This is a genomic window from Corynebacterium lizhenjunii, from assembly GCF_011038655.2.
Taxonomy (GTDB): domain Bacteria; phylum Actinomycetota; class Actinomycetes; order Mycobacteriales; family Mycobacteriaceae; genus Corynebacterium; species Corynebacterium lizhenjunii.
Genome location: NZ_CP064954.1, coordinates 446,069 through 465,990, shown reverse-complemented (window position 1 = coordinate 465,990; position 19,922 = coordinate 446,069). Strand labels below are relative to the sequence as shown.

At 64.2% G+C, this 19,922-nt stretch carries 16 protein-coding genes and 1 pseudogene; 8 read left to right on the top strand and 9 right to left on the bottom strand.

Annotation, left to right across the window (positions count from 1 at the left end):
• Positions 1 to 62 precede the first annotated feature (62 nt).
• A pseudogene (locus tag G7Y31_RS02160) lies at positions 63 to 323 on the top strand (ABC transporter family substrate-binding protein); the annotation flags it as partial.
• Positions 324 to 996: 673 nt separating this feature from the next.
• Here the strand turns inward: G7Y31_RS02160 and tuf are convergent.
• The 9 genes from tuf to G7Y31_RS02115 form a co-directional block, all read right to left on the bottom strand.
• On the bottom strand, positions 997 to 2,187 hold the full coding sequence (gene tuf / locus G7Y31_RS02155; RefSeq protein WP_165008659.1) for an elongation factor Tu: 1,191 nt from the start codon (positions 2,185 to 2,187) through the stop codon (positions 997 to 999).
• A gap of 446 nt (positions 2,188 to 2,633) precedes the next feature.
• Positions 2,634 to 4,763, bottom strand: coding sequence for an elongation factor G (gene fusA, locus G7Y31_RS02150; protein ID WP_165008661.1), 2,130 nt, complete (start codon positions 4,761 to 4,763; stop codon positions 2,634 to 2,636).
• Positions 4,764 to 4,960: 197 nt separating this feature from the next.
• Positions 4,961 to 5,428, bottom strand: coding sequence for a 30S ribosomal protein S7 (gene rpsG, locus G7Y31_RS02145; RefSeq protein WP_165008663.1), 468 nt, complete (start codon positions 5,426 to 5,428; stop codon positions 4,961 to 4,963).
• A 6-nt stretch (positions 5,429 to 5,434) separates the two neighbouring features.
• Positions 5,435 to 5,806 (bottom strand): 30S ribosomal protein S12, encoded by a 372-nt coding sequence (rpsL, locus tag G7Y31_RS02140; protein ID WP_046646811.1) that lies wholly within the window; start codon positions 5,804 to 5,806, stop codon positions 5,435 to 5,437.
• A 310-nt stretch (positions 5,807 to 6,116) separates the two neighbouring features.
• A complete protein-coding gene (gene nagB / locus G7Y31_RS02135) occupies positions 6,117 to 6,893 on the bottom strand; it encodes a glucosamine-6-phosphate deaminase (protein ID WP_165008665.1) in 777 nt (258 codons plus the stop codon).
• Between the two features lie 17 nt (positions 6,894 to 6,910).
• Complete coding sequence (locus G7Y31_RS02130; RefSeq protein ID WP_425321659.1) at positions 6,911 to 8,134, bottom strand: N-acetylglucosamine-6-phosphate deacetylase; 1,224 nt, start codon at positions 8,132 to 8,134, stop codon at positions 6,911 to 6,913.
• Positions 8,135 to 8,146: 12 nt separating this feature from the next.
• Positions 8,147 to 8,875: a putative N-acetylmannosamine-6-phosphate 2-epimerase gene (locus tag G7Y31_RS02125; protein WP_165008667.1), complete on the bottom strand. Its 729-nt coding sequence runs from the start codon at positions 8,873 to 8,875 to the stop codon at positions 8,147 to 8,149.
• A gap of 145 nt (positions 8,876 to 9,020) precedes the next feature.
• Positions 9,021 to 9,914 (bottom strand): ROK family protein, encoded by an 894-nt coding sequence (locus G7Y31_RS02120; protein ID WP_165008669.1) that lies wholly within the window; start codon positions 9,912 to 9,914, stop codon positions 9,021 to 9,023.
• Between the two features lie 5 nt (positions 9,915 to 9,919).
• Positions 9,920 to 10,849 (bottom strand): FadR/GntR family transcriptional regulator, encoded by a 930-nt coding sequence (locus tag G7Y31_RS02115; RefSeq protein WP_196823598.1) that lies wholly within the window; start codon positions 10,847 to 10,849, stop codon positions 9,920 to 9,922.
• Positions 10,850 to 11,235: 386 nt separating this feature from the next.
• Here G7Y31_RS02115 and G7Y31_RS02110 point away from each other — a divergent pair, with 386 nt between their 5' ends.
• The 7 genes from G7Y31_RS02110 to G7Y31_RS02080 all read left to right on the top strand — a co-directional run bounded on the left by G7Y31_RS02110 (position 11,236) and on the right by G7Y31_RS02080 (position 19,542).
• On the top strand, positions 11,236 to 12,861 hold the full coding sequence (locus G7Y31_RS02110) for an ABC transporter substrate-binding protein (protein ID WP_165008670.1): 1,626 nt from the start codon (positions 11,236 to 11,238) through the stop codon (positions 12,859 to 12,861).
• A gap of 97 nt (positions 12,862 to 12,958) precedes the next feature.
• A complete protein-coding gene (locus G7Y31_RS02105) occupies positions 12,959 to 13,924 on the top strand; it encodes an ABC transporter permease (RefSeq protein WP_165008672.1) in 966 nt (321 codons plus the stop codon).
• Entirely contained in the window at positions 13,924 to 15,978 is a 2,055-nt protein-coding gene (locus tag G7Y31_RS02100) for a dipeptide/oligopeptide/nickel ABC transporter permease/ATP-binding protein (RefSeq protein WP_165008674.1), read from the top strand. Before G7Y31_RS02105 ends, G7Y31_RS02100 begins: the two co-directional genes overlap by 1 nt.
• Before the next feature lie 3 nt (positions 15,979 to 15,981).
• Positions 15,982 to 16,809: an ABC transporter ATP-binding protein gene (locus G7Y31_RS02095; RefSeq protein ID WP_165008676.1), complete on the top strand. Its 828-nt coding sequence runs from the start codon at positions 15,982 to 15,984 to the stop codon at positions 16,807 to 16,809.
• A gap of 12 nt (positions 16,810 to 16,821) precedes the next feature.
• Entirely contained in the window at positions 16,822 to 17,745 is a 924-nt protein-coding gene (locus tag G7Y31_RS02090; protein WP_165008678.1) for a dihydrodipicolinate synthase family protein, read from the top strand.
• Entirely contained in the window at positions 17,742 to 18,521 is a 780-nt protein-coding gene (locus G7Y31_RS02085; RefSeq protein WP_165008680.1) for an alpha/beta fold hydrolase, read from the top strand. The genes G7Y31_RS02090 and G7Y31_RS02085 overlap by 4 nt, the downstream gene beginning before the upstream one ends.
• Entirely contained in the window at positions 18,514 to 19,542 is a 1,029-nt protein-coding gene (locus G7Y31_RS02080; RefSeq protein ID WP_165008682.1) for an alpha/beta hydrolase fold domain-containing protein, read from the top strand. The genes G7Y31_RS02085 and G7Y31_RS02080 overlap by 8 nt, the downstream gene beginning before the upstream one ends.
• Positions 19,543 to 19,922 lie beyond the last annotated feature (380 nt).

The window sequence follows — 19,922 nt, the reverse complement described above, 5'->3', positions numbered from 1 at the left end:
AATACCACCAGCACGGAGCACAGAAACAGACAAATTCACCAACACATTTTGACCATTAGCCCTACCTGTCGGATTCCACTCTGAACCACTCCGGTACCGGTACCCCGGAGTTCGACAAGAAGATCCGTGAGATGCAGAAGTTGCCCACCGCTGCAGAGCAGACTAAGCGCGCCAACGAGCTGGAGAAGGAAGCTTTCGCACTATACGGCCTGCTGCCTTACGCCAACGGTCCGGCTATGACCGGTGTGAAGAAGGGCCTGGCTAACTTCGGTCCCGCAGCCTTCGGTTCCATCCGCAAGGAAGACATCGGCTGGGAGAAGTAACCCTTCCCTCCCCTTCCGATGCCCTGTAGCGGCCACCGGCACGCTCTCCGACGCTATTGCCGCCGCTGCCGCTACCAACCGCAGTCCCGCTGCCCGTCATCCGCTCCAGGATGGCGGGCAGCGCCCGTTTTGGCCTCCACCGCCTCCACCCGTGCCCCGCCCGGACACGCCGTACAGCCAAACGCCCCGCACAAGCAAAACCAACCAAGGTAGGACCCCACCTGAGCGCTGTCCTGCCACCTGCTAGCAAAACTACCGACCGAGTTCGACATGTACAGCTTGACATGGAAAGCGACCAGGCATTTTGTGTGGCGTTTGCGCTTACCTGCGAGCAAGACAATCCCCCGAATTCTACAAGTTGTGCCCACCCTGCGCCTTGTCCACCGCGAGGAACCGGCTTCACAGTGGCGGTGGTTGCCGTAGGAGGCCTGCGGGCCGACCCCCGCCCGCGGCCTGAGCACTGGCCACCCCCAGCCAACAAATCTAGGCCCGCCGGGAGACCAGAAGGGCGCGATGCCGGCGGGCCCAGGCTTAACCACTCGCGGCCCAGGGCTTAACCCCGCGCGGGCCAGGGCAGATGTGCAACCCACCGAGATAACGGTGGCGGGATAAAACGGCGAAAGCCGCCCTCCCCAAAGGGAGAGCGGCAAGCGCTTAAGCGTTGAACGCTGAATTACTCAACGATCTTGGTAACGCGGCCAGCGCCAACGGTGCGGGAGCCCTCGCGGATAGCGAAGCGCAGACCCTCATCCATAGCGACCGGCTGGATCAGCTCTACGGACATCTCAACGTTGTCGCCCGGCATAACCATCTCGGTGCCCTCAGGCAGCTTGATGACGCCGGTAACGTCGGTGGTGCGGAAGTAGAACTGCGGACGGTAGTTGTCCATGAACGGGGTGTGGCGGCCGCCCTCTTCCTTCTTCAGGACGTAGACGGAACCCTCGAACTTGGTGTGCGGGGTGTAAGCGCCCGGCTTGATGCAGACCTGGCCGCGCTCAACCTCTTCACGCTTGGTACCACGCAGCAGCAGACCACAGTTGTCGCCAGCCTCGGTGTAGTCCATCATCTTGCGGAACATCTCGATACCGGTGACGGTGGTGGACATGGACTTTTCCTTGATACCGATGATCTCGATGTCCTCGTTCACGTTCAAGGAGCCACGCTCAACACGGCCGGTAACAACGGTACCGCGGCCGGTGATGGTGAAGATGTCCTCGATCGGCATCAGGAACGGCTTGTCCAGCTCGCGCTCCGGATCCGGGATGGAGTCATCGCAAGCCTGCATCAGCTCAACGATGGCGTCAACCCACTTCTGGTCGCCCTCGAGAGCCTTCAGAGCGGAGATGTGAACGATGGGGGCGTCCTCATCGTAATCCTGCTCAGCCAGCAGCTCGCGGATCTCCATCTCAACCAGCTCGACGATTTCCTCATCATCAACCATGTCGCACTTGTTCAGTGCAACCAGGATGTAAGGAACGCCCACCTGGCGGGCCAGCAGCACGTGCTCGCGGGTCTGCGGCATGGGGCCATCGGTTGCAGCAACAACCAGGATAGCGCCGTCCATCTGAGCAGCGCCGGTAATCATGTTCTTGATGTAGTCGGCGTGGCCCGGGGCGTCCACGTGTGCGTAGTGGCGCTTCGGGGTGGAGTACTCAACGTGGGAGATGTTAATGGTGATACCGCGCTCCTTCTCCTCAGGAGCCTTGTCGATCTGGTCGAATGCGAAAGCGGTGTTCTCATCCGGGTACTGATCAGCCAGAACCTTGGTGATGGCTGCGGTGGTGGTGGTCTTGCCGTGGTCGACGTGTCCGATGGTGCCGATGTTCACATGCGGCTTCGTACGCTCGAACTTCTCCTTTGCCACTGTTTGTCCTCCTGGACTCTATAACGGCTACGTATTTCGCAGCCTCGTGGTTTGTATTGCCATTGGCACCTCGGTGTCCGGTTGCCCGAACCCCCAAAGCGCTAATGACGCTTTCTTTACGTGCCAGTTACACGATCCTAGATTTCTGCCGCGGTTTTTTCAAACCGTCGCTGTAGGTGGTAACCCCGCGCAGGAAAGGCGGACGTTGACCCTCGACAAGGACTCGACAAGGAATTTCGGATCCTAGGAGGGTAACGGCCGGCTCAGGTCAGACCGTTTTGGTCTAGCCTCAGCGCGACCCCTACCCTCCGGTGCCCGGCGGCACAGTTCAAGCCACTGGCAGGGCTTGGCTGTTCTTGCCGATGCCGCCGAACACTCCGGGTGCGTTGTGCGCCAGGGTGCACCCCGGCGCTGCCACCCTTTTGGTGCTAGGTGCTGGGGAACTACTAGCTCTTGGCGCCGGTGCGCTCTTCGATGATCTGCTGCGACACGGAGGAAGGAACCTCTGCGTAGGAGTCGAAGATCATGGTGAAGTTTGCGCGGCCAGCGGTGGAGGAACGCAGGTCGCCGATGTAGCCGAACATCTCAGACAGCGGCACCTTGGCGCGAACAACCTTCGCACCGGAGCGGTCCTCCATGGCGTAGACCTGGCCACGGCGGGAGCTGATGTCACCGTTGACGGCACCCATGTACTCTTCCGGCGTCACAACCTCGACGGCCATGACCGGCTCGAGAAGAACCGGCTTTGCCTTGGCCACGGCCTCCTTGAGAACCTGGGAACCGGCAAGCTTGAAGGCCATTTCGGAGGAGTCGACGTCGTGGTAGGCGCCGTCTTCCAGCGTGGCCTTGATGTTGACCAGCGGGTAGCCGGCCAGGTAGCCGTACTGCATGGCGTCCTGGATACCAGCGTCCACGGACGGGATGTACTCCTTGGGCACGCGGCCGCCGGTGACAGCGTTGACGAACTTGTAGGTTGCGGACTCGCCCTCTTCCAGCTCTTCCGCGACCGGCTCGTAAGGTTCGATGGAGACGATGACCTTTGCGAACTGGCCAGAACCACCGGTCTGCTTCTTGTGGGTGTACTCGAGGGAGGACACGGCCTTGCGGATGGTCTCGCGGTAAGCAACCTGCGGGTTACCGATGTTGGCCTCCACCTTGAACTCGCGCTTCATGCGGTCCACCAGCACGTCGAGGTGCAGCTCGCCCATGCCACCGATAACGGTCTGGCCGGTTTCCTCATCCAGCTCGACGGTGAAGGTCGGGTCCTCGGCAGCCAGCTTCTGGATGGCGGTGCCCAGCTTCTCCTGGTCAGCCTTGGTCTTCGGCTCGATGGAGACCTTGATCACGGGCTCCGGGAAGTCCATGGACTCCAGGATGATCGGGTTGTCCTTGTCGCACAGGGTGTCACCGGTGGTGGTTTCCTTCAGGCCAATCACGGCGTAGATGTTGCCGGCATCTGCCTGCTCCACCGGGTTTTCCTTGTTGGCGTGCATCTGGAACAGCTTGCCGATGCGCTCCTTCTTACCCTTGGTGGAGTTGAGCACCTCGGTGCCCGGAACAACCTGGCCGGAGTACACGCGCACGAAGTTGAGTTGGCCGAAGAACGGGTGGGCAGCAATCTTGAAGGACAGTGCTGCGAACGGGGACTCCACGGAAGGCTTGCGGGTCAGCTGCTCTTCCTCGTTGCCCACAGCGTGGCCAACAACCTCGCCGATGTCCAGCGGGGTGGGCAGGTAGTCCACCACGGCGTCCAGCAGCGGCTGGACACCCTTGTTGCGATAGGCGGTACCACACAGCACCGGGTAGACCTCGGAGTTCACGGTCAGCTTGCGGATAGCTGCCTTGATCTCCTCGATGGTCAGCTCCTCGCCGCCGAAGTACTTCTCCATCAGCTCCTCGGAGGACTCAGCAACGGTCTCCAGCAGCTTCTCGCGGTACTCCTCGGCCTTCTCCTGCAGATCAGCCGGGATTTCCTCGATGGTGGGCTCAGCGCCGGTCTCGACCTTGCCGCGCCAGGTGATGGCTTTCATTTCCAGCAGGTCAACCACGCCGTCGAAGTCGTCCTCAGCGCCGATCGGCAGCTGCATAACCAGCGGCTTAGCATCCAGGCGGTCGATGATGGTCTGGACGGTGTAGTAGAAGTCGGCGCCCAGCTTGTCCATCTTGTTCACAAAGCAGATACGCGGGACGTCGTACTTGGCAGCCTGACGCCACACCTGCTCGGACTGCGGCTCCACGCCCTCCTTGCCGTCGAAGACGGCCACGGCGCCATCAAGAACACGCAGGGAGCGCTCCACCTCAACGGTGAAGTCCACGTGGCCCGGGGTGTCGATGATGTTGATCTGGTGGTTGTTCCAGAAACAGGTCACGGCAGCGGAGGTAATGGTGATGCCGCGTTCCTTCTCCTGCTCCATCCAGTCGGTGGTGGATGCGCCGTCGTGGGTCTCGCCCACCTTACGGTTGATGCCGGTGTAGAAGAGAATACGCTCGGTGGTGGTGGTCTTACCAGCATCGATGTGAGCCATGATGCCGATGTTGCGGACCTTGTTGAGGTCCTTAAGCACTTGTTGTGCCACGGTTTTATCCCATCTTCGTTTGGTTGCGGGCCAGCCCACGCCCACCCGGAGTTAAATCCCAGGAAGCCTGAAAGGCAGACCCTTCTGTAAATCTATGTGGCTACTAGCCAGTAGCACAATGGTCCGGTACGTCGATGGTGCGGCTATGCAGCCTGTAAGTTATCGAAGTCCGGACCACTGGGCATACACGCGGGGTATTACCAGCGGTAGTGGGCGAAGGCGCGGTTGGCCTCAGCCATCTTGTGGGTGTCCTCGCGACGCTTAACGGAAGCGCCCAAACCATTGGAAGCATCCAGGATCTCGTTGGCCAGACGCTCGATCATGGTGTTCTCGCGACGCTGGCGGGTGAAGGTAACCAACCAACGCAGGGCCAGGGTGTTGGCGCGAGCCGGACGCACCTCAACCGGCACCTGGTAGGTGGCGCCACCCACGCGGCGGGAGCGAACCTCCAGGTCCGGACGGATGTTGCCCAGGGCCTTTTCCAGGGTACCCACCGGGTCGGTGCCGGTCTTCTCGCGGCAAGCCTCCAGAGCGCCGTAGACAATACGCTCAGCGGTGGACTTCTTACCGTCCAGGAGGACCTTGTTAACGAGCATGGTGACCTGCTCGGAGTTGTAAACCGGGTCCTTGACTACTGGACGCTTCGGAGCAGCATTCTTACGCATTGTTTCTTACTGTCCCTTCTTCGCACCGTAACGGGAGCGAGCCTGCTTGCGGTCCTTAACACCCTGGGTGTCCAGAGCGCCACGGATGATCTTGTAGCGCACACCCGGAAGGTCCTTCACACGGCCGCCGCGCACCAGCACCATGGAGTGCTCCTGCAGGTTGTGGCCCTCACCCGGGATGTAGGCAGAAACCTCAATACCGGAGGTCAGGCGCACACGGGCTACCTTACGCAGTGCGGAGTTCGGCTTCTTCGGGGTGGTGGTGTACACGCGGGTGCACACGCCGCGGCGCTGCGGAGAACCCTTCAGCGCAGCGGTGGCTACCTTGCTGCGCTTATCATGACGGCCCTTACGGACCAGCTGCTGAATAGTTGGCATTAATCGGTCTTTCTAGACTTTCGGCACCCAGCCAAAACGCTCCCTTACATGCAAAAATAGACGCTCTTTTCCGGGGCGCTACCGCACGTCCAGGTCACTTATTAGCTGCTGCCAGTGAATAAGGATCAGACTCATCATCGTGCCCAAAGCACGACGAACCTGCTTAAGCTTAGCACCCTGGGCCCGCGCCAGCAAGTTGCACTGTAGCTTGCCGATGCCCCTTCCAGCGCCGCCTGTCACGCCAGGCTAGCGCCGCCGGTCACGCCAGGCTAGCGCTGCCAGTCGGGATAGCACTGCCAGTCACGCCGGGCTAGCGCTGCCAGTCGGGCTTGTTGTCATAGGCGAAGCGATAGTATTCGGTGTGTTCCAGTAGCCCGGCGGCTGCCTCATCGACAATCACCGTCGCCTGGGGGTGCAGTTGTAGCGCCGAGGCTGGACACACCGCGGCCACCGGGCCTTCCACTAGCGCGCGCACGGCGGACGCCTTGGATTCTCCGAAGGCTAGCAGCACCAGGTGGCGGGCTTCGCGGATGGTACCAATGCCCTGGGTCAGCACGTGGCGCGGCACCGCCGCGCTATCACCACCAAAAAAGCGCGAATTATCCCGCACCGTATCCGGGTGGAGGGTCTTCATGCGCGTGCGGCTAGCCAGGGAGGATCCGGGCTCGTTGAAGGCAATATGCCCGTCGGTCCCCACGCCCAGGATTTGGATGTCTACGCCCCCGGCGGCGGCGATGGCGGCATCGTAGGCTGCAGCGGCCTCACCGGGGTGGGGGGCGGTGCCATCGGGGGAGGCCACGGCGGCATCGTCAAGATCGACATGGGCGGTAAACTCGCGGCGGATGGTGCGGTAGTAGGACTGCTCGTGCTCACGCGGCAGGCCGACGTACTCATCCAGCAGGAACGCCCGGCACTGGGCAAAGCTCAAGCCCTGGTCACGGTGGCGTGCAATCAATTCGGCGTAGGTGCCCACCGGCGTAGACCCGGTGGCCAGGCCCAAGGTGGCGCCGCAGCGGACATAGCGCTCTACAATATCTGCGGCCACGACCGCGCAGTCGCGTTCGGTGGGACGAATAATGACTTCCATGTTTACTCCTTAACTTCCTATGAGCCCCGACGTTCCGGATCCCCAGCCTGCAGGTCAGACGGGGTACAATCCACGCCGCCCACCCAGGTGCGCAGCGGGTATAGATTGCTGTCGGTAGCCACGACGTCGGCACGCGCGCCCACGCGTAGTTCGCCGCGGTCGCGCAAACCCAGCAAACGGTGGCCACTGGTGGCGGCGCGGACGGCAGCGCCCAAGTCCCAGCCGGCGCGCACCTGGCGGCGTACCTGGTCGATGACCCGGGAGGTGCCTCCGGCAATGGCCCCAGGGCTGCCATCGGCGGTGCGCAGGCGGGCCACACCCTGGGCCACCACCACCTCTAAGGCGCCGAGCATATAGGCGCCGTCGGCCTGCCCGGCGGCCCCCATCGCATCGGAGACGAAGCTAACGGCATCTGGCCCGGCGGCATCGGCAACGAAGGCCACCAGCTCATCATCAAGGTGAACGCCGTCAGCTACCAGCTCCACGGTGGCACGCCCCGCCATGGCCGCGCGCAGCAACGCCGCCACCGGGCCTGGCGCGCGGTGATGCAACGGGGGCATCGCGTTGCACAGGTGCGTCGCGCTCACGCGCGCCCCGGCAGCCACTGCGTAATCAATAATCGCGGTGGTGGCCTGGGCGTCGGCATCCGTATGCCCCAGCGAAACCACCACGTCATTGGCCGCGCACAGGTCCACGAGCTCGCGGGCGTGCGCAGTCTCCGGGGCAAAAGTCACCGCGCGCAAGTGGCCGCCCGCGGCGGCAATCATCTCCCTAAACAGCCCCGGGTCCCCGTCCACGATGGCACTGGGGTCTTGCGCCCCGCAGCGCACCGCGGCAATGAAGGGCCCTTCCGCGTGAATGCCGGCACTCAAGCCCTCCTGGGCCAGCTGCGCCAGCAGCTCCAGGCGGGGCAAGAGCACCTCTGCGGGGGCGGAGACCGTCGATGTCAGCAACGTGGTGGTACCGTACGCGCGGTGGTGCAGCGCAGCCGCGCGGCAGCCCTCCAAGTCCGAGGTGGGAAAGGAATGCCCAGCACCGCCGTGGTTGTGCACGTCCGCCAGTCCCGGCAGCAGCAGCGGGCGCGGGCTTGCGGTGGCCTCCGGCTCAATGGAGACAATCCGGCCGGTGCCATCCCAGCTCAGGCGCTGGCTTTCTAGCACTCCGGCCGGGGTGAGTACGTCACCTATTACAGAGCCTGCGACGTTGCCTGTTACATTGCCTGTCGCATTACCTGCCTGCAAGTTTCCCACTGCCTATGCCTCCGGCTGCTTGTGGGCTGCAACTGGGGCAGCGACGGGAGCTAGGGCGGCGAACTGGCGGGTCACCCAGGCAACGTCGGTGATAGCGGTGCCGATAATGATGGCGTCTGCCCCCAGCTCAAAGCCCCGCTCCAGGTGCTGCGGGGTGTGGAAGCGGCCCTCGCCAATAAGGAAGGCCTCCGGCACCAGCGCACGCACCTGCTCCAGCAGCTCCAGGTCGGGGCCTTGAGTGGCGGCCCGGTCCGGGGTGTAGCCCGCCAGCGTGGTGGAGATAATGTCTACCCCGGCCGCATGGGCCTCAACGGCCTCTTGAGCGGTGGCGATGTCCGCCATGGCCAACGCGCCCGCGGCGTGAATGGCGTGCACCATATCGGCGGTGGACGCGCCGTCCGGGCGGGGACGGGCCGTTGCATCAAAGGCCACTACCTGCGCCCCGGCAGCCACAACTGCCTGCGCCGATGCCACCGTAGGCGTGATGTAGACGCCCGTGTCCCCCTCCTTAGTCAGGCCGATCACGGGCACCTGCACCGCCGCGGCCACCGCAGCAATATCTTCCACCCCACCGTAGCCGCCGCAGCGGATGGCAGCTGCGCCTCCCGATGCCGCCGCCTGCGCCAGGTGGGCAATGGTATGGGTGTCGCGCAGCGGGTGGCCCGCCGGGGCCTGCGCGGAGACAATCAGCCGGCCCCGGGTAGCGGCGGCAAATTCTGGGAGGGAGTACATGGGACAGCCTTTCAACAATCAGAGGTAAGCAGTGTTTTCAAGAGAGGGTTAACGCGCGGGTTGGCCGGAAGCGTGGTGCAGTTGGGAACGGAGCGCGGTTGGGAGCGGAGCGCAGCTGGGAGCGCGGTTGGGAGCGCGGCGCGTTCTACAGAACGGTGGCGGCGTAGTGCGCGGCGCCCACGATGGGGGCATCGGAACCAAGCCGGGCGGGCAGGACGGGGATGTTGCGCAGCGTATCCATCAAATCCGTACGCAGGCCGCGCTCTAAAGGATCGAGCACGGGGGTGCCCAGCGCGCCCACGCCACCGCCCACAATCACGGCGTCAACGTCGATGGCATTGATGAATCCGGCCAGGGTGCGCCCGGCGCAATACATGTTGTCATCAATCGCACGAAACGCCCACACATCGCCTTCGTGGTAGCGCTCCATGACCTCGCGCAAGTCCTCTACCGACGGGGCCTTTGCGCGGATTTTGTAATGCCACATCATCGAAGAGCCAGACGCCATGTTCTCTAGTTGCGCGGCCTTGCCGTCCGGGTTCGGGCCCCACAGTGTGCGCAGCTCACCGGCAGTGTGGTGCGGGGAGTCCACCAGCTGGCCGTCACGCACAATGGCCCCGCCCACGCCGGTGCCAAAGCTAACAAAGAGCACGTTGTTAAAGTCCTGGCCTGCACCGAAGACGGTCTCCCCCAAGGCCATCACGCGCACATCGTTGTGCACGGCCACCGGCAGCTGGAAGGCGGCTTTGACCTCAGCGGCCAGCTCGGTGCCCGCCCAGCCCCACATGGTCCTCCCGGCGCTGAGCACGGTTCCGGTGGCCGGGTCAATGACCCCCGGCGCGCCGATGCCGATAGCGGCAATCTCCCCACCGCGTTCGCCCTCAAGGTACTGCCCCACGAGCTCGACGATGACACTGGACACATTCTCCTCCGGCGTCGCCACCCGACGGTGGGTGAAAACCTCCGTGGGAGCACTGGAGTCAACTAAGCCGGCGGCAATCTTGGTACCGCCTACATCTATGCCTAAACGCAAGGTCATGGGCGTTATCCTTCTGTGGAATCGGTGGGCTGGACAGACGTGGTGTGAGGGTTGTGATGGGGGCTGTGATTAGGGTTGGGATTAGGGTTGGCATGCAGCGGGCTACCGGGGTCTTCCGGGACCGTACTCGCCCCAGCGGCAGCAGAGCCAACGCTGGCAGGGGCGGCGCCGGTGGCGGTTGGGGCGGTACCGGCAGTGGGGGCATCGGCAGAGGGGGCATCGGCAGACTCAGCTAGCGCAGCACGCTGGCGGGCAATTGCCGCGCGCATGGGAGCAAAGTGGGCATCAATGCTGGTCAGGTAGGCCTCCAGGTCCCCGGCGTCAAGGGCATCAACCATCTCGCGGTGGGCGGTGACGGTATTGACAATGTCATCCGGGGTGGCCATGCCCAGCATCTCCACGCCATGGACATGGATCTCCCACAGCGCCAGAATGAGGTCGCGGATGAAGTGATTGCGCAGGCCCGCACTCAACTCCTGATGAAAGCGGAGATCCTCCGGACCAAAGGACTGGCCTTGGGCAAAGCGCCGGGCCATATCGGTGACAATCTGGCGCAGGGCCGCGGTGGAGTGGGTAGAAAAGTGCTCCACCAGCTCCGGCGCGCATAGTTTATCCAGCGCAATGCGGGTTTGAACAATATCTTCGAGCCCCGCTATGCCGTCGGCGCGATTGAGCGTAAGCCGCAGCAGCATGCCGTCGACCAATGGCGCGAGCGACATGTTACCCACCACCGTGCCATAGCCATGGCGAATATCCACGATGTCCAGGGTGGCCAGCACGCGCATGGCCTCGCGCACCGAGGAACGCGAGACCCCCAGCAGCTCCGCAAAAGCCGGCTCCGTGGGCAGCGGCTGGCCCGGCCCCAGGCCGTTATCGCGGATATAGCCCTTGATGCCCTCCAAGACCGAAGGATTGGCCGAAGATTTGCGCTTCATGTTCGCGGGTTCAACCTCTTTTCGTAGCTCGTTGGCGTGCGTGCAGGTGTGTGCCTGCTGTCCTGTGCTCCTGCTGTCCCATGCGCTCCTGCGGCAGACGCCACGGGGACGCTCTTGCGGCAGGCGCCACGGGGACGACCCTGCCGCAGGGGGGGCGCGGGTGCACCGACGGGGGGAATTTTTACCCCTCTTGGTGTGAGTTTTCGGACTTTCTCTAGCCAAACCCTAGCATATGTCTGACGTCTGATGTATCTTTCTCTGTGAGATAACAAACTGCATAATGCGCGTGTGAGTTGCTCCACCGGGCTCTGGGGCCTAAGCCCCGGGCAGGAGGCCGCAACACAGCGCGCACACGCAGGCTCCCCTGTCATCGAAAGGACCCACCCATGGCCTCTACTGTCTCCCGCCGTTCCTTCCTGCGCATTGCCGGTGCCCTCGGCGCCGCCGCCGGACTCTCCGCCACCTTGGGCGCCTGCGCCCCACGCAATGAGTCCAGCAGCTCTGCTGACTCCAGCTCTGGCGGTTCCGCACAGGGCGCAGGTTCCGCCAAGGAAGACGGCACCATCGAAGCCGCCATCTCCTACGAGCTGGGCACCAACGGCTACGACCCAATGACCACCACCGCCGCCCTCACCCTGGCCGCCAACTGGCACACCATGGAGGGCCTGACCGAAATGGACCCCGCTACCGGCAAGTCCTACGCCGCACTGGCCACGGAGCTCCCCTCTGCGAACGGCACCACCGTGGACGTCAAGCTGCGCGACGGCGCCGTCTTCCACAACGGCGAGCCCGTCACCGCTGAAGACGTGGTCTTCTCCTTCGAGCGCGTGCTGGATGAGGCAAACAAGTCCCTCTACGCCGCCTTCATCCCGTTTATCAAGTCCGTCAAGGCCAAGGATGACACCACCGTCACCTTCGAGCTGGAGTACCCCACCGGCCTGTTCGCAGACCGCCTGTCCACCGTCAAGATTGTGCCCAAGGCCGCCGTTGAGGCAGACCCGAAGGCCTTCGACGCCCTGCCCGTGGGCACCGGCCCGTACAAGATGACCGACTCCGGCGCCGCCTCCAAGACCGTGAAGTTCGAGCGTTTCGAGGACTACACCGGCCCCAAGCCGGCCCGCGCCGCCGCCATGAACTGGCAGATCATCCCGGACCCGTCCACGCGTACCAACGCCTTCCAGTCCAAGACGGCGCAGGCCATCGACTCGGTGCCCTACCTGTCCATCGACCAACTCAAGGCCTCCGGCACCGTGGAATCCATCCAGGGCTTTGGCTTGCTGTTCGCCATGTTTAACAACGCCGACTCCAGCCCGTTTAGCAAGCTGGAAGCCCGCCAGGCATTCCTCTACGGCATTGACATGAACAAGGTCATCGAGACCGGCCTGCTGGGCCAGGCCGCCCCGGCCACCTCCTTCCTGCAGAAGGACCACCCGCAGTACCAGGAGGCCTCCACCGTCTACGCCTACGACCCGGAGAAGGCCCGCGAGCTGTTCAAGAAGGCCGGCGTGACCTCCTTCCGCCTGCTGTGCACGGACCACGACTGGGTAAAGAAGTGCACCCCGCTGATCCAGGAGTCCCTGTCCGCGCTGGGCGTCAAGGTCACCATGGAAGAAAAGAAGTCCGCGGAGGCCTACCAGACCATCGACCGCGCCGACGACTCCTATGACGTACTGGTGGCCCCGGGTGATCCGTCGGTATTCGGCAACGACCCGGACCTGCTGCTGCGCTGGTGGTACGGCAACGACACCTGGGTCGACTCCCGCATGCACTGGAAGGGCGCCGACGCCCAGAAGGAAATCTCTACCCTGCTCGACGAGGCCATCCGCGCTCAAAGCGACGCGGACCGCAAGAAGGCATGGGGCAAGACGTTTGACGTCATCTCTGAAAACGTCCCGCTCTACCCGCTCCTGCACCGCAAGTCCCCGTCCGCGTGGGATGAGTCCACCCTGGTTGACTTCAAGCCCATCGCCCTGACCGGCCTGAGCTTTATTGGCGTCGCCTCCACCAAGTAAGTAACCCCCGGGGCTCCTCCCCGGGGAACACCACCCCTTCACGCGCCCCGCACCCGTGCCGGGCGCGTGTACCTTTTTGCGACAGGACAGCTCACTTATGTCTAATCTCCTCCGCCTCATCGGCCGCCGCCTAGTGGCGCTGCCGCTGATGATTCTGGGCGTGACGTTCCTCGTGTTCTTCGTCATGTCTTTCTCCCCCGCAGACCCGGCGCGCCTAGCCCTGGGTGAGTCCGCCTCCCAGGAAGCCTTGGAGGCTTACCGGGAAGCTAACGGGCTCAATGATCCCCTCCTGGTGCGCTACTTCAACTTCCTGGTGGGCATGTTCCAGGGCGATTTGGGCACCACCACCGGTAATACGCCGGTCACTGACGTGGTCCGTCACGCCTTCCCCATCACCTTGCAGCTGACCTTCCTGGGGTTGGCCATCGCGGTGGTCATTTCCTTCGTGTTGGGCGTGCTGGCCGCGCTCTTCCGTGACCGCTGGTTGGACCAGGTTATTCGCGTGGTCTCCATCGCCGCCCTGGCAACTCCGTCTTTCTGGTTGGCTATTTTGCTTATCCAGTGGCTAGGCACCATCCCCGGTGGTTGGGGCGTGTTCCCCGCGTTGGTTACCCGCTGGGTGCCCTTTGCGGAAGACCCCGGCGTGTGGGCCAATAACATTGTGCTCCCGGCAGTAGCCCTGGCCGTGCCGGTGTCGGGCTCGCTCATCCGTGTGGTGCGCACCGCCATGGTGGAGGAGCTGGATAAGGACTACGTGCGCACCGCCATTGGCGCGGGCATCCCCAAGGCGGAGGTTATCTCCCGCAACGTGCTGCGCAACGCGCTGATCACGCCGATTACGGTGCTGGGCCTGCGCGTGGGCTACCTAATGGGCGGCGCGGTGGTCATCGAGATCATCTTCAACATCCAGGCTATGGGCCAGCTCATCCTGGACGGCGTGACCCGCAATGACGTCTTCTTGGTCCAAGGCGTGACCCTGACGGTGGCCATTGCGTTCATCTTCGTCAACATCATCGTGGACATGCTCTACATCCTCGTCAACCCGCGAATTAGGAGTATCTAATGCGCCGCAAACTCACCGAAAAACTTGAGGCCTCTGCGGGTGCCCGCTTCACCGGCTTGCGCAACCTGCCTGTGCTGTCCAAGATTGCCTTGGGCTTCCTGCTGTTGGTTACCCTAGCGGCCATCTTCGCCCCGCTGCTTACGGCTTATGATCCGCTGCAGACGGGCACCCCCGTGCAGCCGCCCAGTGGGGAGCACTTCTTTGGCACCGACGCCATTGGCCGCGACATCTTCTCCCGCGTGCTCTTCGGTGCGCGTTCTTCCCTGATTATCGGCATCTTCGCCACGGCGGGCGCGCTGTCGGTGGCTGTCATTTTGGGCTCCATCGCGGCGACGGCCAACAAGGTCGTCTCTGAGATCCTCATGCGCATCCTAGACATTGTGATGTCCTTTCCGGGCATCGCGCTGGCGGCCGTGTTCGTGGCCGTGTTTGGCACCAGCCTGCCGGTGTTGGTCTTTGCCATCGGCTTCCTCTACATCCCGCAGCTCTCCCGCATTGTGCGGGCGAATGTGCTGGCCCAGTTCGGCGAAGATTACGTGGCTGCCACTAAGGTCATGGGTGCGTCCGTGCCCCACATCCTGGCCAAGCACGTCGCGCGCAACTGCATTGCCCCCATCATGGTCTTTGCCACGGTGCTGGTTGCCGATGCCATCGTGCTGGAGGCTTCCCTATCCTTCATCAATGCAGGTGTCAAGGCCCCGGATCCGTCTTGGGGCAACATTCTTGCCGATGGCAAGCAACTGCTGCTGGGTGGCGCCTGGTGGCCCACCTTCTTCCCCGGCCTGATGATCCTGCTTACGGTGCTGGCCCTCAACATCTTGTCCGAGGGGCTTACCGATGCCCTCGCGTCCCCCACCATCAAAGCCAACCCCAACGTCGCAGAGGACGAGGCTGCGGTGGATTCACGCAACACCCTGGGCCAAACCAGCCGCGAGGAGGCGCTGGCTGCCCTGGAGGTCTCTTTGCGTGAGCTGCATGATGCCGAGGCCGCCGAGGACCGCCGCCTGACCTACACCCGCGACGAAGCCCCACTGATCGAAGTCAAAAACCTTTCCATCGCCTTCCCCGCCGCCCACGGTGATGTCAACATCGTGGACAACGTCAGCTTCACCGTGGCCCCGGGTGAAACCATGGGTCTGGTGGGCGAGTCCGGCTGCGGCAAGTCGCTCATTGCCATGGCAATCATGGGCCTGTTGCCGCCAACTGCCCGCATTACCGGAGAGATCCTCTTCGATGGTGCCAACGTTTTGGAGATGAAGCCAGAGCAGCACAACGCCCTGCGCGGCCACCAGATGGCCATGATCTACCAGGACGCCCTGAGTTCGCTTAACCCGTCCATGCTGATTCGCACCCAGCTCAACCAGCTCATCCGCCGCAACGGGCAGCGCAGCGCTGAGGAACTGATGGAACTCGTCGGCCTGGACCCTGTGCGCACCCTGAAGTCCTACCCGCATGAGCTCTCCGGCGGCCAGCGCCAGCGCGTGCTCATTGCCATGGCGCTGACCCGCAACCCGCGGCTGCTCATTGCCGATGAGCCCACCACCGCACTAGATGTGACCGTGCAGCACCAGATTGTGGCACTGCTCAATGAACTGCGCGAGAAGCTGGGCTTTTCCATGGTCTTCGTCTCCCATGACTTGGCCCTGGTGGCCAAGCTGGCCCACAAGATCACCGTCATGTACGCCGGCCAGGTAGTGGAACAAGGCCGCACTCGTGAGCTGCTGATGGACCCGCGCCACGAATACACCCGCGGCCTACTGGGTGCGGTGCTGTCCATCGAGTCGTCCGCCACCCGCCTCTACCAGGTGCCCGGCACGGTGCCCAGCCCGCGCGAGTTCCTGCCCGGGGACCGCTTTGCCCCGCGCTCCGACCACCCGGAACTGGGCCGGAATGAAAAGCCCACCCTGCGGCCAGCGGGTGATTCCACCACGCACTTCTTTGCCGCCACCGATGAGCTGCTCGCCGCCACGAGCCAAGCGCACACAAACCCGGCCACTGCCACCGCCCAGGCGCCAGCCAACCCGGCGACCAGCACCGAACCCCAGGAGGACTAGCCCATGCCCACCGCTAACCAGCAGCGCGCGCGGGACAACCGCCCCCAAACGGATACCCCACTGATTGAGCTGCGCAACATCAACGTCATCCACAAGACCCGCAGCGGCAAGCTGTTTCGCCCAGACACCGTCCACGCCAACAAAAACGTCAACTTCTCCCTCATGCGCGGGGAGGTCGTGGGCATTGTCGGCGAATCTGGCTGCGGCAAGTCCACCCTGGCCCGCGTGATGGTGGGCCTGCAAAAGCCCACCAGCGGCGAAGTTCTGTTCAAGGGCGTGCCGCTCAAACCCACCCGCCAGCGCAAGGAGCTCGGCCGCAGTGTCTCCGTGGTCTTCCAGGACCCGGCCACGGCACTGAACCCGCGCATGACGGTGCGCGAACAGCTCATGGACCCACTGCGTGTGCACCACATTGGGGACGAGGCCTCCCGCATTAAGCGCGTCAAGGTCCTGCTCTCCTTGGTGGGCTTGCCGCAGTCCGCCCTGGACGTGCTGCCTCGGCAGATCTCCGGCGGCCAACGCCAGCGCGTGGCCATCGCCCGCGCCCTGGCCTTGGAGCCAGATATGATTATCGCCGACGAGCCCACCTCCGCCCTCGACGTCTCCGTGCGCGCCCAGGTGCTCAACCTACTCACGGACTTACGCGAGGAACTCGGCCTGGGCTTGGTGTTTATCTCCCACGACATCAACACGGTGCGCTACGTCTCCGACCGGATGTGTGTGATGAACGCCGGAGAAATCCTCGAAGAGCAAGAAACCGAGTCGCTCTTTGCCAACCCCCAGCACGAATACACCCGCACGCTCCTGGCCGCCACTCCCTCCTTCCTGTAGAAAGAAAGACTCATGTCACCCATCGTTTCCGGCATTGTCCCTCCTATCGTTACCCCGCTGCACGCTGACGGCAGCGTGGACGTGGCCTCCCTGCACCGGCTCATTGACCACCTGCTGGCAGGTGGCGTCCATGGCCTGTTTGCCCTGGGTTCTTCCGGCGAGGTGGTCTTTCTTGACGATGCCGCCCGTGCCCAAGTCCTCCAGGAAATCGTCACCCACGTCGCCGGGCGCGTGCCCGTCTACGCCGGGGTGATTGACACCCAGGCCAACCGCGTGATCCAGCACGTGCGCGCCGCCGAGGCCGCCGGTGTGGATGCCATCGTGGTCACCGCTCCCTTCTACGCCATCTGTGGCCCGGAGGAGATCGAAAACAACTTCCGCGCCGTCGCTGCGGCCACGTCCCTGCCGATCATTGCCTACGACATCCCCGTGTGCGTGTTCAAGAAGCTTGATGCCGCCATGCTGGTGCGCCTGGGCAGCGAGGGTGTGCTCGCCGGGGTGAAGGACTCCTCCGGCGATGACGTCAATTTCCGCCGCCTTGCCGCCCTTAACGCCGCCGCCGGGCATCCACTGACGCTGCTCACCGGCCACGAAGTCGTGGTCGATGGCGCCTATCTCTCCGGCGCGGATGGCTGCGTGCCCGGCCTGGGCAATGTGGACCCCGCCGGCTATGTGCGCATGTGGGACGCCTACCAAGCTGGCGACTGGGCCGCCGTGCGCGCGGAGCAAGACCGCCTGGCGCAGCTTTTTGAGATCGTCTTTTCCGTCCAGGGCAAGGTCGGCGCCGCAGCCGGCATCGGCGCTTTCAAGACGGCCCTGGCCATGCTGGGCGTTATCGAGTCCAACACCGTCTCTACCCCCATGCGGCCCATCACCGACGAGCCCACCCTCGACTCCATCCGCTCCATCCTCACCACCGCGGGATTGTTGGCATGACGCACCTGGCTACCTACCGGGCAGGCGACCCATCCGCCCCGGCGGTAGTGCTCTCCCACGGGGTCTCCGACTCCGCCCTAACCTGGGTGGACCTGATCCCCGTGTTGGCCCAGGACTACTACGTCATCGCCGTCGATCACCTCGGCCACGGCCTATCCCCGCGCCTGGATGACACCTCCGCCCCCTTCGAGTCCGCACTCGCAGCCTTCCTGGAGGTTCTGGATAGCGTCCACGCGCAGCAGGGCCGGCCTGCCACGGTGCTGGGGCATTCCATGGGTGGGGCACTGGCGGCATCGGCAAGCATTGCTCGCCCGGAGCTGGTGCGCGCCTTGGTGCTAGAGGACCCAGCCTTCCTGGACGGTCCCGAAAAGCAGGGATTTATTGACCGCGCCCCGGCACAGCTCGACGCCATCCGCGACTGGGTAGCCGACCCTGCTGACGGCCTAGCGCGCAATGCCGCCGCCCGCCCCACCTGGACCGCCCAGGACCACACGGGGTGGATTACGGCAAAGGTCTGCCAGGATCCGGGCTTCATTGGCACCGGGATAGTCACCTTCGCGCAACCGTGGGAGGAACTCGTGGGCCAGCTGGACGTGCCCACTTTGCTACTCACGTCAGATACCCCCGACGTACTCATCACCCCCGCCAAGGTCGCGCAGATTGCTAACCCCCACGTGCATGTGGTCACCATCCCCGGCGCCACGCACGCCCTGCGCCGCGACCAGCCGGAGGCCTTCCAACGCACCGTCTTGCCCTTCCTGGAGACCCATGCTTGACCCCCAATTGCGCGCCGCCGTGGCCGCCACCCCGGAGCAAACCACCTGGGATCCGCCCCTGCTGCGCCGCCGGGGCGAGGAAGCCTTCTTCGCCCCCGATGCCCCCGGCACCCGCACCGTCAACGTCCCCGGCGCCTGCCCCGTGCTGGTGCAAGGGCCCGTGCTTGCCGATGCCCTCCTCCTCACCGTCCACGGCGGCGGCTTCGTCGCCGGCCGTGCCGCCTTTGACCAGGAGCGCAACCGCGAGTTGATTTCCGCCGCCCACGCACGCGGCTGGGAGCTCATCACCATCGGCGTGGACTATAGCCTAAGCCCCGAGGCCCCCTACCCCCGCGCCGCCGAAGAGCTCGCGGCATGCGTGGACTGGGCGCGCCGGACTTACCCGGGCCTGCCCCTGGTGCTCCTGGGGGATTCCGCCGGTGCCGGGCTCATCATCCACGCCCTCGACCGCAGCCCCCTCGCAGATGCCGCCGTGCTGCTAGAGCCAGTGGTCAGCCCCGCGTTGGACACCCCATCCTGGCGAACTTACGCGGACGGGCCGGTGTGGACCCGCCGCGCGGCGCAGGCCTCCTGGCAGGCCTACCTCACCGGCGTCGCCGCCTCCGATGCCAGCCCGACCGGGCCCGATGCCCCGGCTGCTGACCTGGCCCCAGCCAACGCGAGCGGCGCCAACCAAGCCCCGGGCGATGCAAACGGCGCCAACCAAGCCCCGGCCAACGCGAGCGGCGCCAACCAAGCCCCGGCCAACGCGAGCGGCGCCAGCCTTGCGCCGCGGGCCCCGCGGAATTTCCCGCCCACGCTCATCATCGCGGCCGCGCACGACCCTCTGCGCGACGAGGCATTCGCGCTGGCTGGCGAACTCACCGACACCGATGTTCCCACCGAACTGCTGTGCCTACCGGGCACCGCCCACGGCACGCTCAGTATCCCCGGCACCGACGTGTGGGCGCGCGTACGCGCGAGCATCCTCGACGCCATCGAGCGCGCCCAGGGCCCGACCCACCGGCCGCTGCCCGACTAGGCCGAGCGAGTCCCCGCCAAACCGCGCACCTGACGACGCAAACCGCCCTGGGAACATCGGGCCACTGTCTACTTGTATATATCGCGGGATAGTTTCATATACAGGTGGCCCCCAGGCGGTTGCGTTTTCCCAGGTCGCAGATCAGGGCCGAGGCTACTTGTATATGTCGCCGGATAGTTTCATATACAGGTAGCGCGTGGGACAGTTGAGGGCTAGTACACAGAGTCAATCCGACCCACCTTTGTTGGCAGCGACTCACTTCCCGCCCCACGGTCCTGCCCGACACCACCCCCTCGGCAACATGGGTAAGCATTCCAAGCGGAAGCGCCCAGGGCGCACGCCCGGTCGCGAGCAAAAGAAACTCGCCCCCAGCAACCCGG

Excerpts from the sequence above, each read along its gene's own strand:
- G7Y31_RS02100 (WP_165008674.1), top strand. The coding sequence starts at position 13,924 with ATGCGCCGCAAACTCACCGAAAAACTTGAGGCCTCTGCGGGTGCCCGC.
- G7Y31_RS02085 (WP_165008680.1), top strand. The coding sequence starts at position 17,742 with ATGACGCACCTGGCTACCTACCGGGCAGGCGACCCATCCGCCCCGGCG.
- G7Y31_RS02110 (WP_165008670.1), top strand. The coding sequence starts at position 11,236 with ATGGCCTCTACTGTCTCCCGCCGTTCCTTCCTGCGCATTGCCGGTGCC.
- G7Y31_RS02115 (WP_196823598.1), bottom strand. The coding sequence starts at position 10,849 with ATGAAGCGCAAATCTTCGGCCAATCCTTCGGTCTTGGAGGGCATCAAG.
- rpsG (WP_165008663.1), bottom strand. The coding sequence starts at position 5,428 with ATGCGTAAGAATGCTGCTCCGAAGCGTCCAGTAGTCAAGGACCCGGTT.
- G7Y31_RS02080 (WP_165008682.1), top strand. The coding sequence starts at position 18,514 with ATGCTTGACCCCCAATTGCGCGCCGCCGTGGCCGCCACCCCGGAGCAA.
- G7Y31_RS02120 (WP_165008669.1), bottom strand. The coding sequence starts at position 9,914 with ATGACCTTGCGTTTAGGCATAGATGTAGGCGGTACCAAGATTGCCGCC.
- nagB (WP_165008665.1), bottom strand. The coding sequence starts at position 6,893 with ATGGAAGTCATTATTCGTCCCACCGAACGCGACTGCGCGGTCGTGGCC.
- G7Y31_RS02090 (WP_165008678.1), top strand. The coding sequence starts at position 16,822 with ATGTCACCCATCGTTTCCGGCATTGTCCCTCCTATCGTTACCCCGCTG.
- G7Y31_RS02095 (WP_165008676.1), top strand. The coding sequence starts at position 15,982 with ATGCCCACCGCTAACCAGCAGCGCGCGCGGGACAACCGCCCCCAAACG.
- rpsL (WP_046646811.1), bottom strand. The coding sequence starts at position 5,806 with ATGCCAACTATTCAGCAGCTGGTCCGTAAGGGCCGTCATGATAAGCGC.
- G7Y31_RS02105 (WP_165008672.1), top strand. The coding sequence starts at position 12,959 with ATGTCTAATCTCCTCCGCCTCATCGGCCGCCGCCTAGTGGCGCTGCCG.
- G7Y31_RS02125 (WP_165008667.1), bottom strand. The coding sequence starts at position 8,875 with ATGTACTCCCTCCCAGAATTTGCCGCCGCTACCCGGGGCCGGCTGATT.